At 65.2% G+C, this 16,517-nt stretch carries 15 protein-coding genes and 1 pseudogene; 13 read left to right on the forward strand and 3 right to left on the reverse strand.

Going from position 1 to position 16,517, the window contains the following annotated elements; genetic code table 11:
- Positions 1 to 1,197 (reverse strand): helicase HerA-like domain-containing protein (locus tag AC07Z7_RS22770; protein ID WP_494767755.1); only part of this gene is annotated, 1,197 nt, incomplete at its 3' end.
- An 80-nt stretch (positions 1,198 to 1,277) separates the two neighbouring features.
- Between AC07Z7_RS22770 and AC07Z7_RS22775 the strand changes: the two genes are divergently transcribed.
- From AC07Z7_RS22775 to rng, 7 genes are all read left to right on the forward strand, one after another.
- A complete protein-coding gene (locus tag AC07Z7_RS22775) occupies positions 1,278 to 1,997 on the forward strand; it encodes a YebC/PmpR family DNA-binding transcriptional regulator (RefSeq protein WP_015014275.1) in 720 nt (239 codons plus the stop codon).
- A 111-nt stretch (positions 1,998 to 2,108) separates the two neighbouring features.
- Entirely contained in the window at positions 2,109 to 3,389 is a 1,281-nt protein-coding gene (purD, locus tag AC07Z7_RS22780; RefSeq protein ID WP_494767756.1) for a phosphoribosylamine--glycine ligase, read from the forward strand.
- Positions 3,389 to 4,360 carry an oxygen-dependent coproporphyrinogen oxidase gene (gene hemF / locus AC07Z7_RS22785; protein ID WP_494767757.1) on the forward strand — a complete coding sequence of 324 codons (972 nt, stop codon included), beginning with the start codon at positions 3,389 to 3,391 and terminating at the stop codon, positions 4,358 to 4,360. The genes purD and hemF overlap by 1 nt, the downstream gene beginning before the upstream one ends.
- 202 nt (positions 4,361 to 4,562) lie before the next feature.
- Positions 4,563 to 5,414: a ribosome silencing factor gene (gene rsfS, locus AC07Z7_RS22790; RefSeq protein ID WP_494767758.1), complete on the forward strand. Its 852-nt coding sequence runs from the start codon at positions 4,563 to 4,565 to the stop codon at positions 5,412 to 5,414.
- Positions 5,415 to 5,480: 66 nt separating this feature from the next.
- On the forward strand, positions 5,481 to 5,948 hold the full coding sequence (rlmH, locus tag AC07Z7_RS22795) for a 23S rRNA (pseudouridine(1915)-N(3))-methyltransferase RlmH (RefSeq protein WP_007858784.1): 468 nt from the start codon (positions 5,481 to 5,483) through the stop codon (positions 5,946 to 5,948).
- 99 nt (positions 5,949 to 6,047) lie between these two features.
- Positions 6,048 to 6,662, forward strand: coding sequence for a Maf family protein (locus AC07Z7_RS22800; RefSeq protein WP_494767759.1), 615 nt, complete (start codon positions 6,048 to 6,050; stop codon positions 6,660 to 6,662).
- A 25-nt stretch (positions 6,663 to 6,687) separates the two neighbouring features.
- Positions 6,688 to 8,178 carry a ribonuclease G gene (gene rng, locus AC07Z7_RS22805; RefSeq protein ID WP_440105593.1) on the forward strand — a complete coding sequence of 497 codons (1,491 nt, stop codon included), beginning with the start codon at positions 6,688 to 6,690 and terminating at the stop codon, positions 8,176 to 8,178.
- Between the two features lie 54 nt (positions 8,179 to 8,232).
- Here the strand turns inward: rng and AC07Z7_RS22810 are convergent, their stop codons facing one another.
- Positions 8,233 to 8,841 carry a glutathione S-transferase family protein gene (locus AC07Z7_RS22810; protein WP_494767760.1) on the reverse strand — a complete coding sequence of 203 codons (609 nt, stop codon included), beginning with the start codon at positions 8,839 to 8,841 and terminating at the stop codon, positions 8,233 to 8,235.
- A 94-nt stretch (positions 8,842 to 8,935) separates the two neighbouring features.
- On the opposite strand from AC07Z7_RS22810, the gene AC07Z7_RS22815 reads away from it, so the two are divergent.
- Complete coding sequence (locus AC07Z7_RS22815) at positions 8,936 to 9,889, forward strand: helix-turn-helix transcriptional regulator (protein WP_440105595.1); 954 nt, start codon at positions 8,936 to 8,938, stop codon at positions 9,887 to 9,889.
- 29 nt (positions 9,890 to 9,918) lie between these two features.
- On the opposite strand, the gene AC07Z7_RS22820 is transcribed toward AC07Z7_RS22815, so the two are convergent.
- A complete protein-coding gene (locus tag AC07Z7_RS22820; protein ID WP_494767761.1) occupies positions 9,919 to 10,650 on the reverse strand; it encodes a TorF family putative porin in 732 nt (243 codons plus the stop codon).
- 363 nt (positions 10,651 to 11,013) lie between these two features.
- On the opposite strand from AC07Z7_RS22820, the gene AC07Z7_RS22825 reads away from it, so the two are divergent.
- The 5 genes and pseudogenes from AC07Z7_RS22825 to AC07Z7_RS22845 form a co-directional block, all read left to right on the forward strand.
- Entirely contained in the window at positions 11,014 to 11,112 is a 99-nt protein-coding gene (locus AC07Z7_RS22825) for a potassium-transporting ATPase subunit F (RefSeq protein WP_056414695.1), read from the forward strand.
- A gap of 1 nt (position 11,113) precedes the next feature.
- Positions 11,114 to 12,919: a potassium-transporting ATPase subunit KdpA gene (kdpA, locus tag AC07Z7_RS22830; RefSeq protein WP_207253374.1), complete on the forward strand. Its 1,806-nt coding sequence runs from the start codon at positions 11,114 to 11,116 to the stop codon at positions 12,917 to 12,919.
- A gap of 9 nt (positions 12,920 to 12,928) precedes the next feature.
- Entirely contained in the window at positions 12,929 to 15,028 is a 2,100-nt protein-coding gene (gene kdpB, locus AC07Z7_RS22835) for a potassium-transporting ATPase subunit KdpB (RefSeq protein ID WP_207253375.1), read from the forward strand.
- A gap of 10 nt (positions 15,029 to 15,038) precedes the next feature.
- Positions 15,039 to 15,611 carry a potassium-transporting ATPase subunit KdpC gene (gene kdpC / locus AC07Z7_RS22840; RefSeq protein ID WP_207253376.1) on the forward strand — a complete coding sequence of 191 codons (573 nt, stop codon included), beginning with the start codon at positions 15,039 to 15,041 and terminating at the stop codon, positions 15,609 to 15,611.
- A gap of 41 nt (positions 15,612 to 15,652) precedes the next feature.
- A pseudogene (locus tag AC07Z7_RS22845) lies at positions 15,653 to 16,517 on the forward strand (two-component system sensor histidine kinase KdbD); the annotation flags it as partial.

Consider the following 16,517-nt stretch of genomic DNA (forward strand, 5'->3'; position numbering starts at 1 on the left):
GCCCCCGGGCAGCCAGCTGGGCTGCGGGGTGATGGGCCCCAGCTGGCTGCCCGGGGGCAGCACGAACACGCGCTCGGTCACGCTCGGGCGGCCCTTGGCGTCCAGAAAGCTCACCAGCGCCTCGCCCACGGCCAGCTCGGTGATGGCGGTTTCGATGTCCAGGCCCGGTTTTTGCCGCATGGTGGTGGCCGTCGCCTTCACGGCTTTCTGGTCGCGCGGGGTGAAGGCGCGCAGCGCGTGCTGCACGCGGTTGCCCAGTTGGGCCAGCACGCTGTCGGGGATGTCGAGAGGGTTCTGGGTGACAAAGTACACGCCCACGCCCTTGGAGCGCACCAATCGCACCACCAGCTCAATGCGCTCGATGAGCACCTTGGGCGCCTCGTTGAACAGCAGGTGGGCCTCGTCGAAGAAGAAGACCAGCTTGGGTTGCTCGGGGTCGCCGATTTCGGGCAGTTGCTCGAACAGCTCCGACAGCATCCACAAGAGGAAGGTGGCGTACAGGCGTGGCGAATTCATGAGCTTGTCGGCCGCCAGGATGTTCACCACGCCGTGGCCGTCCACCGTCTGCATGAAGTCCTGGATGTTGAGCATGGGCTCGCCGAAGAACTCGCTGCCGCCCTGTTGCTCGATTTGCAGCAGCCCGCGCTGGATGGCGCCCACGCTGGCGGCGCTCACGTTGCCATATTCGGTGGTGAATTCCTTGGCGTTGTCGCCCACGAAGGTGAGCATGGCGCGCAGGTCCTTCAGGTCCAGCAGCAGCAGTCCGTTGTCATCGGCGATCTTGAACACCAGGTTCAGCACGCCCAACTGCGTCTCGTTCAGGTTGAGCATGCGGCCCAGCAGCAGCGGGCCCATGTCCGACACCGTGGCGCGCACCGGGTGGCCTTGTTCGCCAAACACGTCCCAGAGGGTGGTGGGGCAGGCCAGGGGCTGGGGCAGGTCCAGGCCGCGCTCCTTGAGCACGCTCGCCAACTTGTCGCCAATCTTGCCCGGCTGGCTGGCGCCTGTGAGGTCGCCCTTCACGTCCGCCATGAACACCGGCACGCCAATGCGCGAGAAGTTCTCGGCCAGGGTCTGCAGCGTCACGGTTTTGCCCGTGCCGGTGGCACCGGTGATGAGCCCGTGGCGGTTGGCCAGGCCGGGAAGCAGGTGGCATTCAATGGTGTCGTGCTTGGCAATCAGCAGGGGTTCGGCCATTTGGGGTTTCCTCGGGGGTACAGGTTCGGCAAAAAGTAAAATCGCGCTCAGTAGATTAAATCAATACAAAAGGATCTCTCGTGGCAGGACACAGCAAATGGGCGAATATCCAGCACCGCAAAGGGCGGCAGGATGAAAAACGCGGCAAGATCTGGACCCGCATCATTCGTGAAATCACTGTGGCCGCCCGTGCCGGTGGCGGCGATCTGTCTGCCAACCCCCGCCTGCGCCTGGCGGTGGACAAGGCCAAGGCGGCCAACATGCCCGCCGACCGCATCAAATACAACATCGACAAGGCCACGGGCAACGCCGAAGGCCTGACCTACGAAGAAATCCGCTACGAAGGCTACGGCATTGGTGGTGCCGCCATCATGATCGACACCATGACCGACAACCGCGTGCGCACCGTGGCCGAAGTGCGCCACGCGTTCAGCAAACACGGTGGCAACATGGGCACGGAAGGCTCGGTGGTGTTCCAGTTCAAGCACTGCGGCCAGCTGATTTTTGCCCCCGGAACCAGCGAAGACAAGGTGATGGAAGTGGCCCTGGAGGCGGGTGCCGAAGACGTGGTGACCGACGAAGACGGCGCGGTGGAGGTGCTCACGGCCCCGGCCGATTTTGAAGCCGTGAAGAACGCGCTGGAGGCCGCTGGCCTGACGGCCGAAGTGGCGGGCGTGACCATGCGGCCCGAAAACACCATCGAGCTGACCGGCGAAGACGCCGCCAAGATGCAAAAACTGCTGGATGTGCTGGAAGACCTGGACGACACCCAGGAGGTTTACCACAACGCGGCATTGTGACTCTGCCCCTAGAGCACCGCTTTTTCTTGCCCTGACCTGTTTTCCGACTGATATTCCCCCGAACCCTGCCCGGCAGCGCTGCGCTGCGGGCCAGGTTCACCAAAGGTTCCTATGAAAGTACTTGTGATTGGTGGCGGCGGCCGTGAACACGCGATGGCGTGGAAGCTGAGCGAGTCCCCCAAGGTGACCAAGGTGTTTGTGGCACCCGGCAACGGCGGCACGGCCTTGAACCCCAAGCTCGAAAACGTGGCGATCTCCGATGTGCGCGAGCTGCGCACCTGGGCCCAGGCCGAGAAGATCGCGTTGACGGTGGTGGGCCCCGAGGCCCCCTTGGCGGCCGGTGTGGTCGATGAGTTCCGTGCCAACGGTCTGCGCATCTTCGGCCCCACCAAAGCGGCTGCGCAGCTCGAAAGCTCCAAGGCGTTCAGCAAGGCCTTCATGCGCCGCCACGGCATCCCCACGGCCGACTACGACACCTTCACCGACCCGGCGGCGGCGCACGCGTTTGTGGACCGGCTGGGTGCGCCCATCGTCATCAAGGCCGACGGCTTGGCGGCGGGCAAAGGCGTGGTGGTGGCCATGACGCTGCAGGAGGCCCACGACGCCGTGGACTTCATGCTCGTGGACAACAAATACGGCGTGACGCACAACGAAGGTGGCGCGCGCGTGGTGATCGAGGAATTCCTCGAAGGCGAAGAAGCCAGCTTCATCGTGCTGTGCGACGACAAGAACGTGCTGGCCCTGGCCACCAGCCAGGACCACAAGCGCCTGAAGGACGGCGACGAAGGCCCCAACACGGGCGGCATGGGCGCCTATTCGCCCGCCCCCGTGGTCACGGCCGATGTACATGCCCGCGCCATGCGCGAGATCATCCTGCCCACGATTCGGGGCATGGAAAAGGACGGCATTCCCTACACCGGTTTTCTGTATGCGGGCCTGATGATCGACGCCAAGGGCCAGCCCAAGACGCTTGAATTCAACTGCCGCATGGGCGACCCCGAGACGCAACCTATCCTCATGCGCCTGAAAAGCGACTTCAGTGACGTGATGGCCGCTGCCGCTGACGGCAAGCTCGACCAAATGGAACTGCAATGGGACCGCCGCACCGCGCTGGGCGTGGTCATGGCCGCCCACGGCTACCCCGAGAACCCGCGCAAGGGCGACGCCATCACCGGTCTGCCCGCCGATGCGGACGATGCCGTGGTGTTCCACGCAGGCACGCAACTGAAAGACGGCGTGGTCAGCGTGACGGGCGGCCGGGTGCTGTGCGTCACCGTGCTGGCCGACAGCGTCAAGCAAGCGCAGCAGCGTGCCTATGACGTGGCGCGTGGCATCCAGTTTGATGGCGCGCAGTACCGTCGTGACATCGGCTTCCGTGCCCTGAAAAGCTGATGGCTGACGCGCAAAGCATGAATGCCGCCGAGACGGTGGCGCGCGTGCGCGGCTACCTGCAGGGCCTGCAGTCCCGCATCACCGGTGCCCTCGAAGCTGTCGAAGGCGAGGGCGGAGCACGTTTTCTTGCCGACGCCTGGAGCAAGCCGCCCGGCGAACCGCTGCAGGGCGATGGCATCACCAAGATCATGGAAGGTGGCCGGGTGTTTGAACGCGCGGGCTGCGGCTTCAGCCATGTGCGTGGCCCGCAGCTGCCGCCCTCGGCCACGCAGCACCGGCCCGAGTTGGCCGGTGCGCCGTTCGAGGCCATGGGCGTGTCGCTGGTGTTCCATCCGCGCAACCCGTATGTGCCCACGGTGCACATGAACGTGCGCATGATCGCCGCCGGGCACCCCGGCCAAGCTCCCACCTGCTGGTTTGGCGGTGGCATGGACCTCACGCCGTACTACGGGTTTGAGGAAGACGCCGTGCACTTTCACTGCACCTGCCGCGATGCGCTCAACGCCTTTGGTGAGGACAAGTACCCACGCTTCAAGCAGTGGTGCGATGAGTATTTCTTCCTCAAGCACCGCAACGAGCAGCGCGGCGTGGGCGGTGTGTTTTATGACGACTTCTCGGAGCTGGGCTTTGAACAAAGCCTGGCGATGACGCAGTCGGTGGGCGATGCCTTTCTGGGCGCCTACCTGCCCATCGTGGAAAAGCGCCAGAACATGCCCTTTGGCGAGCGCGAGCGCAACTTCCAGCTCTACCGCCGGGGCCGCTATGTCGAGTTCAACCTGGTGTGGGACCGGGGCACGCACTTTGGCCTGCAGTCGGGCGGGCGCACCGAGTCCATCCTGCTGTCCATGCCGCCGCTGGTGGCCTGGTCGTACCAGCGCTCTGACGCCGCCGATTCGGCCGAAGCCGAGTTGCTGCAGCGCTTTCTGGTGCGCCGGGATTGGCTGGCCAGCGCTGCTGCGGCGGCGTGCTGACGGGGTAAAAAGCGCAAAAGCTATAATTTCAATAGCTGGCCGCGCTTTTTACACAGGCGCAGGAGCCCTAAAACACCCCAAACCAACGCTGCGCCAGGTTGCAACACCGGCGCAACAACACGCAGCACCCGAGGCGCAGCCCTATTGGTTGCACGCCGTGTTGCGCGCTATATTGATCCATTCCCTCTCTAATCACCGCCTGATGACCACCTCCACCAAATCGGAAACCGCCGCCAAAAAAGACGTCACCAAACTCCAGCGCGCCATCGTGGATGGCCTGGAAGACGTCAAGGCGCAAGACATCCAGGTTTTCAACACCGAGCATCTCTCGCCGCTGTTTGAACGGGTGATCGTGGCATCGGGCACCTCCAACCGCCAGACCAAGGCCCTGGCCGCCAGCGTGCGTGATGCGGTCAAGGAAGCTGGGTTCTCCAAGCCCCGCATTGAGGGCGAGGACAACGGCGAGTGGATCATCGTGGACTGCGGCTCGGCCGTGGCGCACATCATGCAGCCCGCCATCCGCCAGTACTACCGCCTGGAAGAGCTGTGGGGCGACACCCCCGTGCGCCTGAAGCTGGGCGCTGCCAAGCCCCAGTCGAGCGCCGCTACCGAACTGGCCGAGAAGAAGTCGGCCCAGAAGGCCGCCAAGTCGGGCGCCAAAGCCCCTGCCAAGAAGGCAGCGGCCCCTGCGGTAGCCGCCCGCTCGGGCAAGGCCACGGTGAAGGCCGTCGCCAAGACCGTTGCGAAGACAGCCGCCAAGACGCCCGTCAAGGCAGCACCCAAGCCCGCCGCAAAAACGGCGGCCAAGGCGACACCTGCCAAGACAGCAGCCAAGACCACCGGTGCAGTGGCCGCCAAGAAGCCCGCCGCCGCCAAGACGCCTGTCAAGACGGTGGTGGTCAAGCCCGGCGGCGCCAAGAAGCCTGTGGCCAAGAAGTCGTCACCTGCAGCCAAGGCCCCCGCACGCGCCGCAGCCAAGCCAGCTTCTGCTTCGGCACCCAAGGCAGCTGCCAGCAAGCCCGCCGCCAAGAAGGCCCCGGCCCGCAAGGGTTGACCTGCGGCCGCAGGGCACCCGGCTGGGTGCGCTGCGGAAACCACCCCCACGCAACCAGGTTGATCCATGAAGCTGCTTATCGTGGCGGTCGGGCAGCGGGTGCCCGACTGGGCACAAACGGCCTACGACGACTATGCCAAACGTTTTCCGCCCGAACTCAAGGTCGAGCTCAAGGCCGTCAAGACTGAGCCACGCGGCTCCAAGACGCTGGAGACGCTCTATGCCGCCGAGCGTGAGCGCATCGAAGCCGCGATCCCGCGCGGCACGCGCGTGGTGGCGCTGGACGAGCGCGGCACCAACCTCACCACCAAAGCCCTGGCCGAACGCCTCAAGGGCTGGCAGCTGGGGGGTGATGATGTGGCGCTGGTCATCGGCGGCCCCGACGGGCTGGACCCGGCTTTTCGCCAGGCCGCGCATGAACGCATTCGCCTGTCCGACCTGACCCTGCCGCATGCCATGGTGCGCGTGCTGCTCATCGAGCAGCTGTACCGGGCCTGGTCGGTGAATGCCGGGCACCCCTACCACCGGGAGTAAGGCGGGTGCCCGTGCTGCAGGCTCGATTTACTATTGTTTTGATAGCTGCTGGCGTTTGATGGACAGGCGCTGGGGCCGATTTTTATTCAAAATCTGTTCATGCCTGACTTCATCTACCTCGCCTCCCAAAGCCCCCGCCGACGCCAGTTGCTCGAACAGCTGGGCGTGCGCCACGAACTGCTGCTGCCCAATGTGGACGGCGACGAAGCCGAGGACACCGAGGCCATCGAAGTGGTGTTGTCCGGCGAGGCGCCCACGGCCTACGTGGAACGCGTCACCGGCCTCAAGCTGGATGCCGCCGTGGCCCGGCGCGCCCGCCGTGGCCTGCCAGACGCCCCTATCCTCTGCTCCGACACCACCGTGGCCCTGGGCCGCACCATCTACGGCAAACCCGACGATGCAGAGCATGCCGCGCGCATGCTGGCCGAGCTGGCGGGGCACGAGCACCGCGTGCTCACCGCCGTGGCGCTGCAGGTGGGAGGCAAGCGGCTGGCTGCGCTATCGGTGTCGCGCGTGACCTTTGCCGCCATGACGCCCGCGCAGATCGACGCCTATGTGGCCACGGGCGAGCCGCTGGGCAAGGCCGGTGCCTATGGCATCCAGGGGCGGGCTGCGGCGTATGTGGAACACCTGGCGGGCAGCTATTCGGGCATCATGGGCCTGCCCATGTACGAGACTGCGCAACTGTTGCGCGCGGCGGGCTTCCCTCTATAAGCAAAAACAACAGGCTTACCCAGTCATGCAACAAGACATCCTGATCAATTGGTCGCCGCAGGAGACGCGCGTGGCCGTGGTGGAGCACGGCGCCGTGCAGGAGCTGCATATCGAGCGCACGCTGGAGCGGGGCCTGGTGGGCAACGTCTACCTGGGCAAGGTCTCGCGCGTGCTGCCGGGCATGCAGTCGGCCTTCATCGACATTGGGCTGGAGCGCGCGGCCTTCTTGCATGTGGCCGACGTGTGGCAACGCCAGCCCGATGGCGAGCCGCCCGCGTTCGCCCGCAAGACCGAACCCCAGGTGCCCATCGAAAAGCAGGTGTTCGAAGGCCAGGCGCTCATGGTGCAGGTCATCAAGGACCCTATCGGCACCAAGGGAGCGCGTCTGTCCACACAGATCAGCATCGCAGGCCGCCTGCTGGTGTTCTTGCCGCAGGACGACCATGTAGGCGTGTCGCAGAAGATCCCTCCTGCCGAGCGCGATGCCCTGCGCGCGCGCCTGCAGGCGCTGGTGGGCGACAAATCCACGGGCGGGGGCGGCGGCTTCATCCTGCGCACCAACGGCGAAGATTCCACCGACGAGGAACTGGCCGAAGACATCGCCTACTTGCGCAAGACCTGGGCGCGCATCAAGGAGGCATCGCTCAAGCTGCCCGCCATGTCGCTGCTGCACCAGGATCTTGATTTGCTGCAGCGTGTGCTGCGTGATCTGGTGGGCGACCACACGCAGACCATTCGGCTCGATTCGATGGAGCAGTTCCAGCGCCTGCGTGCCTTTGGGCAGGAGTTCATGCCCGCAGCCGCAGGCAAGCTGCAGCACTACAAGGGCGAGCGGCCTATTTTTGACCTGTACTCCATCGACGAAGAAGTGGCCAAGGCGCTGGGCCGCCGGGTGGAGCTGAAATCGGGCGGCTACCTCATCGTGGACCAGACCGAGGCGCTCACCACCATCGACGTGAACACCGGCGGCTACGTGGGCGCGCGCAATTTTGACGACACCATCTTCAAGACCAATCTGGAGGCCGCGCAGGCCATTGCCCGCCAGCTGCGCCTGCGCAACCTGGGCGGCATCATCATCGTGGACTTCATTGACATGGTGCGCGAAGACCACCAGCAGGCGGTGCTGTCGGAGTTCAAGAAGCAGCTTGCGCGCGACCGGGTCAAGACCATGTCGTCCGGCACTTTCTCGCAACTGGGCCTGGTGGAGATGACACGCAAGCGCACCCGCGAATCGCTGGCTCACATGCTGTGCGAACCCTGCGAGGTCTGCCAGGGCAAGGGCAGCGTGAAAACTGCGCGCAGCGTGTGCTACGACATCCTGCGCGAGATCCTGCGCGAAGCCCGCCAGTTCAACCCGCGCGAGTTTCGCGTGGTGGCCTCGGCCCGGGTGGTGGAGCTGTTTCTGGACGAGGAGAGCCAGCATCTGGCCGGGCTCTCCGACTTCATCAAGAAGCCCATCTCGCTGCAGGCCGAAAGCGCGATGGGGCAGGAACAGTACGACATCGTGCTGCTGTAGTTCCGGCGGCACGCCTGGAGGCCGCAGCCGCCAGCGTCAGCCTTCGATCCGCAATCAGGCCTCGATCTGCATGGCCGGGCGCGCCTGCACGCGTTCCAGCCAGGCCTGGACATGGCGGTGCGCCTTCACCGGTGCGCCCAAGTACACGCTGTAGCCCAGCACCGAGCCCACCACCAGGTCCACCAGCGAATAGTTGGCGCCCAGCATCCAGGGCTGCTGCGCGAGCCGCGCATCCAGCACCGCCAGCAGCTCATTCAACCCGCGCATCGCGGCGTCAGCGTGCACCGGGCTGCGCAGGGTTTCGTCCCCCTGCGTGGCCACCTGCAGGCGCACCAGCACCGCACCATAGGTCACATACGCCCAGGCGCACCACGACAGCGCTTGCAGCGCCTCGGGCGTGCCCGCAGCGGGCCACAGCCCACGCTCCACGCCAAAGCGGTGGCCCAGCCACAGGTGGATGGCCAGGGCCTCGAACATGGGGGCACCGTCCACGGTCATCGTGGGCACCTTGCCGTTGGGGTTCAGGGCCAGGTACTCGGGGCGGCGCTGCTCGCCGGTGCGGATGTCGATCTTCACGCGTTCGTGTGGCACGCCCAGTTCGGCGAGGGCGCAGGCGATGGGGGTGGCGCTGGACATGGGGTGCCAGTAGAGAACGATGGACATGGAGAACTCCTTGGTCGTGGTGGAAGAAAAGGTGTTGCCACTGTAAAAGCCATTGCGGACAATTTTGGTCCTCAATAAAAGGTACAGTGCCCACATGCTCAGTTCATCGACCCGCCTGTTGCGCCTGCTTTCGCTGTTGCAGACGCGTGCCCACTGGATGGGTCCGGAGCTGGCCGAGCGCCTGGAAGTGCACCCCCGCACACTGCGGCGCGACATCGACCGCCTGCGCCAACTGGGCTACCCGGTGCAGGCCAGCAGTGGCGTGGCGGGGGGGTACGCCTTTCGCGCCGGGCAGGCCCTGCCGCCGCTGCTGCTGGATGACGAGGAAGCCCTGGCGGTATCGATTGCGCTGCGCACGGCCACTGCGGGGGCGGTGGGGGGCATTGAAGAGCCCGCACTGCGCGCGCTCGTCAAGCTGGAGCAAGCCATGCCCGCGCGACTGCGCAAACGTGTGGACGCGCTGCGCGCCGCAATCCTGCCGCTCACACACACAGGGCCGGTGGTAGAGGCTTCGGTGCTGGCCACACTTGCGTTGGCCTGCCGTGACCAGTTGCGCACCGAATTCCAGTACCAGGACAGCCAGGGCCGCAGTGCGCAGCGCTCGGTCGAGCCACAGGGCGTGGTGCACACCGGCCAGCGCTGGTACCTGGTGGCGTGGGACAGGGTGCGCAACGACTGGCGCACCTTCCGCATCGACCGCATCGTGGGTGACCCGCAGGTGGGCGCACATTTCGCGCCCCGGGCCTCGCCCGACGGGGGTGATCTGAAGGGCTACGTGTCGCGCTCCATCTCTGCGCCGCACCATGCCGAGCAGGCGCGCGTGGTGCTGCACGCGCCCTACGCCGTCATGTCGCGCCGCATACCGCCGTCTGCCGGGGTGGTAAGCACCCTGGACCAGGGGCGGCGCTGTCAGCTGGAATGCGCAGCCAACGATTCGCTGGTGTACTGGCTGATGGCCCTCGATGTGGAGTTCGAGGTGCTGGCACCTGCCGCACTGAAAGAGCGGCTGCGCGTGGCGGGGGAGCGGGCGCTGCGGTGTGCGCTGTGAAAGCCCGTTGCTGACCCTTGGCGAAGGGGCTACAGGGTTTTGGTCAGCGTGACGATCACGCGCGACTTGTTCACGTGGCCGAAGAAGGCCTTCTTGTTGGCGCCGACCACGGCCGCACCCAGCGACAGGCCACCGCCGAAGTCATACGCGCCACCCAGGCTGTAGTCCATGTAGTTGGGCACACCGGTGTCCTTGATGTCGCTGGCAAAGCGCGTGAAGCCCACCGAGGCCTTCACCGTGACGCTGGGCGCCACTTCCTGGGCAAACGCGAAGTTCAGGTAGCCCGTGTTGCGGCCCTTCAGGCCAGAGCCGGACTTGGCACCGGCAAAGCCGAAGTAGTCCTTGGAGATGGTGTGCGAATACTTGGCAGTGAAGGGGCCCAGGGTGGCCGCGCCATACAGCTCGGTGGTGTTGCCATTGCTGTTGCCGGGGTAGATGTAGGTCAGCGCGCCCACATCGAAGTCAGCGCCTGCGGCCTTGAACTTGTAGCCGCCATACAGGTCGGATTCGAGCGAGTTGTTGGTCAGCCAGTCCACGCTGGAGTTCCAGTTGCCCACGTACCAGCCGGACTCGCCGAAGGCGTAATCAAAGCCGCCTTGCAGGGCGGGCTTGACAGCCTTGGCCTTGGTGGCGTCCTGGTCCTGGCCACGGAACTTGTAGTTGGTGGTCAGGCTGACGTTGCCGGTGAGCTGGGCACTGGCCAGCAGGGGCAGTGCGGCCAGCAGGGCGGTGGCGAATACTTTGAAAGAAGAACCGTTCATAGCAGCAATGTTTGAAAAAAGAACAAGAGCGCAAGCGTAGAAAAGCACGCGTATAAAGTTCGCAAAAATTGCGCCCCTTCGCGTCAAAGTTGCGCAAGTCTGCAGCCGCCGGGCATGGTGGCTTGTGTAGCGCATCCCCCCTACGTCGCCCTCGCCGGGCCCGCGTTTTTACGCCGTTTTTACGGCGCCCCCCACAGTCTGTGCACACTTTTTACGCCCACCTTCTCAGAATCAAACACCTGTTCTGATGCAGGAGTTGTCGATGGACGTGATGTGGATGGCCGCACTGGCGGCGTTGTGGGTGGTCATGGCCGAGGCCGTGGTTTTGCTGGGCAAATATGGCCCGGCCAAGGGGGCGCGTTCATGATCGGCATGGAAATGCTTTACGGTTTTGGCGCCATCGTGGCCCTGGTCTTGCTGGCCTACCTGGTGTTTGCGCTGATCTGCGCAGAGGAGTTCTGAGATGGATACCTCTGCATGGAGCCTGTTGGGGCTCTTCCTGATCGTGCTGGGCGTGCTGGCGTGGCCGCTTGGCAAATGGCTGGCCGCAGTCTGTGAAGGCCGCCTGCCAAGGTGGATGCATGCCGCCGAAAAACCTTTGTACAAGCTGGCCGGGGTCGCGCCAGACCAGATGATGCACTGGCGCAGCTATGCGCTGGCGCTGCTGGCTTTCAATGCCATCGGCGCTTTTGCGGTGTATGGCCTGCAGCGTTTGCAGCACCTGCTGCCGCTCAATCCGCAGGGCATGGCTGCCGTGTCGGGCGATTCTTCGTTCAACACCGCCATCAGCTTTGTCTCCAACACCAACTGGCAGGGCTATGGGGGCGAGTCCACCATGAGCTACCTCACGCAGATGCTGGGCCTGTCGGTGCAGAACTTCTTCTCGGCGGCCACCGGCATCGCTGTTGCGTTTGCGCTCGCGCGCGGCTTTGCGGCGCGCAGCACCGATGGCCAAGGCTTTGTGGGCAACTTCTGGGCCGATGTCACGCGCATCACGGCATGGGTGCTGGTGCCCATCGCGTTGGTGATTTCCATGGTGCTGGTTGGGCAAGGGGTGATCCAGAACTTTGACGCCTACAAGGATGTGGCAACGCTGGAGCCAACGGCCTATGAAGTGCCCAAGCTCGACGCATCGGGCCAGCCGGTGTTGGGCAGTGATGGCGCGCAGGTGATGGAAGCCAAGACGAGCAACACCCAGACCCTGGCCATGGGCCCGGTGGCGTCACAGGAGGCCATCAAGATGCTGGGCACCAACGGCGGTGGCTTTTTCAACGCCAACTCCGCCCATCCCTATGAGAACCCGACGGCCCTGACCAACTTCGTGCAGATGCTGGCGATTTTTCTGATTCCCGCTGCGCTGTGTTTTGCGTTTGGCCGTGTGGTGGGTGACCAGCGCCAGGGCTTTGCGATCCTGGCGGCCATGACGGTGATGTTTGTGGTGGCCGTGATTGCCGTGGTTTCCGCCGAGAAAGTCGGCAATCCGCAATGGGTGGGCCTGGGCGTGGAGCAAACCGCCAGCGCCTTGCAAGCAGGCGGCAACATGGAGGGCAAGGAGGTGCGGTTCGGCATCAACGCGTCGGCCCTGTTCGCCGCTGTGACCACTGCGGCCTCGTGCGGCGCCGTGAACTCCATGCACGACTCCTTCACGCCCCTGGGCGGCATGGCGCCGCTGGTGCTGATGCAGCTGGGTGAAGTGGTGTTTGGTGGTGTGGGCACGGGCCTGTACGGCATGCTGGTGTTCGCCATCCTCGCCGTCTTCATGGCGGGCCTCATGATTGGCCGCACACCGGAGTACCTGGGCAAGAAGATCGAGGTGCGCGAGATGAAGCTCACCTCGGCGGCCATCCTGGTCACGCCCATTTTGGTGCTGGTGGGCACGGCGATTGCCGTGGCCACGGACGCGGGCAGGGCGGGTATTGCCAACCCGGGCGCGCACGGGTTCTCTGAAATTCTGTATGCACTGACCTCTGCTGCCAACAACAACGGCAGCGCCTTTGCGGGCCTGTCGGCCAACACGCCGTTCTACAACACGCTGCTGGGGCTGGCGATGTGGCTGGGCCGCTTTGGCGTGATCGTGCCGGTGCTGGCCATTGCCGGTTCGCTGGCCGCCAAAAAGCGCCTGCCAGCCACGGCGGGCACCATGCCCACGCACGGGCCGTTGTTTGTCACGCTGCTGATCGGCACCGTGCTTCTGGTGGGTCTTCTCAACTACGTGCCCTCCCTGGCCCTGGGTCCGATGGTGGAGCACCTGATGCTTGGGGTTCAGTGAGGTATGGCAATGACCAAGAAAAAACCTTCTTCCGTTTCGCTGCTGGATGCAGCGTTGATCAAGACCGCGCTCTGGGGCGCACTGGCCAAGCTGAGCCCTTTTGTGCAGTGGCGCAACCCGGTGATGTTCATTGTGTACATCGGCAGCATCTTCACCACGCTGCTGTGGCTGCATGCACTCAATGCGCCTGAGGATGCGAGCATGCGCCCGGCGTTTGTGTTGGCCATCACGGTCTGGCTGTGGTTCACAGTGTTGTTTGCCAACTTTGCCGAGGCGCTGGCAGAAGGCCGCAGCAAGGCTCAGGCCGCCTCGCTGCGCGGGCTGCGCAAGGAGACCTGGGCCAAGAAGCTCAAGGAGCCGGTGCACGGCGCAGCATTCTTGCCCGAGCTGGCCACCAACCTGCGTCGCGGCGACGTGGTGCTGGTGGAGGCGGGTGATGTGATCCCGCTGGACGGCGAGGTGATCGAGGGCGTGGCCTCGGTGGACGAGAGCGCCATCACCGGCGAATCGGCCCCCGTGGTGCGCGAGTCCGGCGGCGATTTTTCTGCCGTGACCGGCGGCACCCGTGTGTTGTCAGACTGGCTGGTGGTGCGCGTGGCGGTGAACCCGGGCGAGTCGTTCCTCGACCGGATGATTGGCATGGTGGAGGCCGCCAAGCGCCAGAAAACGCCCAACGAGATTGCGCTGACCATTTTGCTGGTAGCGCTGACCATCGTGTTCCTGGTCGTCACCGTGACCCTGCTGCCGTTTTCGATCTTCAGCGTGCAGGCGTCGGGAGTGGGCACCGTGGTTTCGCTGACTGCACTGGTGGCCCTGCTGGTGTGCTTGATTCCCACCACCATTGGCGGTCTGCTGTCCGCCGTGGGGGTGGCGGGCATGAGCCGCATGATGCAGGCCAATGTGATCGCCACCTCGGGCCGGGCCGTGGAGGCCGCAGGCGATGTGGACGTGCTGCTGCTGGACAAGACCGGCACCATCACCCACGGCAACCGCCAGGCCAGCGCGTTCCTGCCAGCGCCGGGTGTGTCCAGGGCGCGCCTTGCACGCGCCACGCTGCTGGCGTCGCTGGCAGATGAAACGCCTGAAGGCCGCAGCATCGTGGAGCTGGCCCGCCGCGAGGGCGTGGAAGGCCAGAACCCGCAGGGCGTCAAGCTGGTGCCCTTCACGGCGCAGACCCGCATGAGCGGCGTGGACCTGCCTGCGGGCGAGGGGCAGCCCGAATCTGCGGGCACCATGCTGCGCAAGGGGGCCGTGCTGGCACTGGCCAAACATGTGGAAGCCCTGGGCGGCAAGATGCCGCAGGATGTGATGAGCGCGGCCGACCAGGTGGCCCTGCGGGGCAGCACGCCCCTGGCGGTGGCCGACGGCAACCATGTGCTGGGCATCGTCGAGCTCAAGGACATCGTCAAGGCGGGCATCAAGGAGCGCTTCATCGAGCTGCGCCGGATGGGCATCAAGACCGTGATGATCACCGGCGACAACAAGCTCACGGCAGCGGCCATCGCGGCCGAGGCAGGGGTGGACGACTTCCTGGCCGAAGCCACACCCGAAGACAAGCTGGAGCTGATCCGCAAATACCAGGCCGAAGGCCGCCTGGTGGCCATGACCGGCGACGGTACCAACGATGCCCCCGCGCTGGCCCAGGCCGACGTGGCCGTGGCCATGGGCAGCGGCACGCAGGCCGCCAAGGAGGCGGGCAACATGGTGGACCTGGACTCCAACCCCACCAAGTTGCTGGAAGTGGTGGAGACCGGCAAGGCGCTCTTGATGACGCGCGGCTCGCTGACCACCTTCTCCATCGCGAACGATGTGGCGAAGTATTTCGCCATCGTGCCGGCCATCTTCGTGTCCACCTATCCGCAGCTGTCCGCGCTCAACGTCATGCAGTTGGCCAGCCCGTCATCCGCCATCCTGTCGGCCGTGATCTTCAATGCGCTGGTGATCGTGTTCCTGATTCCCCTGGCCTTGCGCGGCGTGCGCTACCGCCCGGTGGGTGCGGCGGCGCTGCTGCGGCGCAACCTGGCCATCTATGGGCTGGGCGGGCTGCTGGTGCCGTTTGTGGGCATCAAGCTGATTGACTGGATACTTGTGGCCGTCGGGCTGATCTGAGGAGATTCTGATGAAAAACATTCTTCGCCCCGCGCTGGTGCTGTTTGCCTTGTTGAGCGTGCTGACCGGGCTGCTCTATCCGCTGGTGGTGACGGGCGCCGCCCAGGCGGTGTTCCCCCAGCAGGCAGCGGGCAGCCTGGTGCAGCGCAACGGCCAGACCGTCGGTTCGTCGCTGATTGGTCAGAACTTTTCAGACCCAGGGCATTTCTGGGGCCGCCCATCGGCCACGGCGCCCATGCCGTACAACGCGGCTGCGTCCGGGGGCTCCAACCAGGGGCCGCTCAATCCGGCGTTGGCCGATGCCGTAAAGGCGCGCGTGGAAGCCCTGCGCGCGGCCGACCCCGGCAACACGGCCCCCGTGCCGGTGGATCTGGTCACGGCCTCGGCCAGTGGCCTGGACCCGCACATCAGCCTGGCTGCGGCGCAGTACCAGGCCGGGCGCGTGGCGCGGGCCCGCAACCTGCCGGTGGCCAGCGTGAATGCCGTGATTGGCAGGCACGCGGAGCAGCCGCTGTGGGGGCTGCTGGGTGAGCCCCGGGTGAACGTGCTGGCGTTGAACATGGCACTGGATGGCCTGCGCTGACATGCACGGGGCATTTATTTGGCACCGATACTCGTTGATGCATGACTGACATCCAGCGCCCAGACCCCGACGCCTTGATTGCGCAGTTGCGTGCCCAGGAAGAGCAGACCCAACGGGGCAAGCTGCGCATCTACTTTGGTGCCAATGCCGGGGTCGGCAAGACCTGGGCCATGCTCAGCGCCGCGCAGCGCGAGCGGCGCGCCGGGCGCGACATCCTCATCGGCGTGGTGGAAACCCATGGCCGCGCGGAAACCGCTGCGCTGCTGGAGGGACTGGAGTCGCTGCCCCTGAAGCAGGTGGAGTACCGGGGCCGAACCCTTTCCGAGTTTGATCTGGATGCGGCCCTGGCCCGCAAGCCTTCCATCCTGCTGGTGGATGAACTCGCGCACTCCAATGTGCAGGGTTCCCGCCACGCCAAGCGCTGGCAGGATGTGCAGGAGCTGCTGGCTGCTGGTATCGATGTGTGGACCGCGCTCAACGTCCAGCATCTGGAAAGCCTCAACGGCACGGTGGGTGCCATCACCGGTGTGCGCGTGCACGAAACGGTGCCTGACACCGTTCTGGACAACGCTGACGAGGTGGTGCTGGTCGATGCCACGCCCGATGAGCTGATCGCCCGTCTGGGTGCGGGCAAGGTCTATGTGCCTCAGCAGGCCGAGCGTGCGGCGCAGAGCTTTTTCCGCAAAGGCAACCTGATCGCCCTGCGCGAGATTGCCCTGCGGCGCACGGCAGAGCATGTGGAGGACGACGTGCTGGGCTGGCGGGTGGAGCAGTCGGGTGCTTCCGGCAGCCGCGTGGCCAGTGCCTGGAACACCTCGGGCAGCATCCTGGCCTGTGTCGGGCCCCATGAAGATGCGGCGCAGACGGTGCGCACAGCCGCCCGCCTCGCAGGGCAGCTCAATGTGA

This window comes from Acidovorax sp. GW101-11A03 (assembly GCF_059424825.1).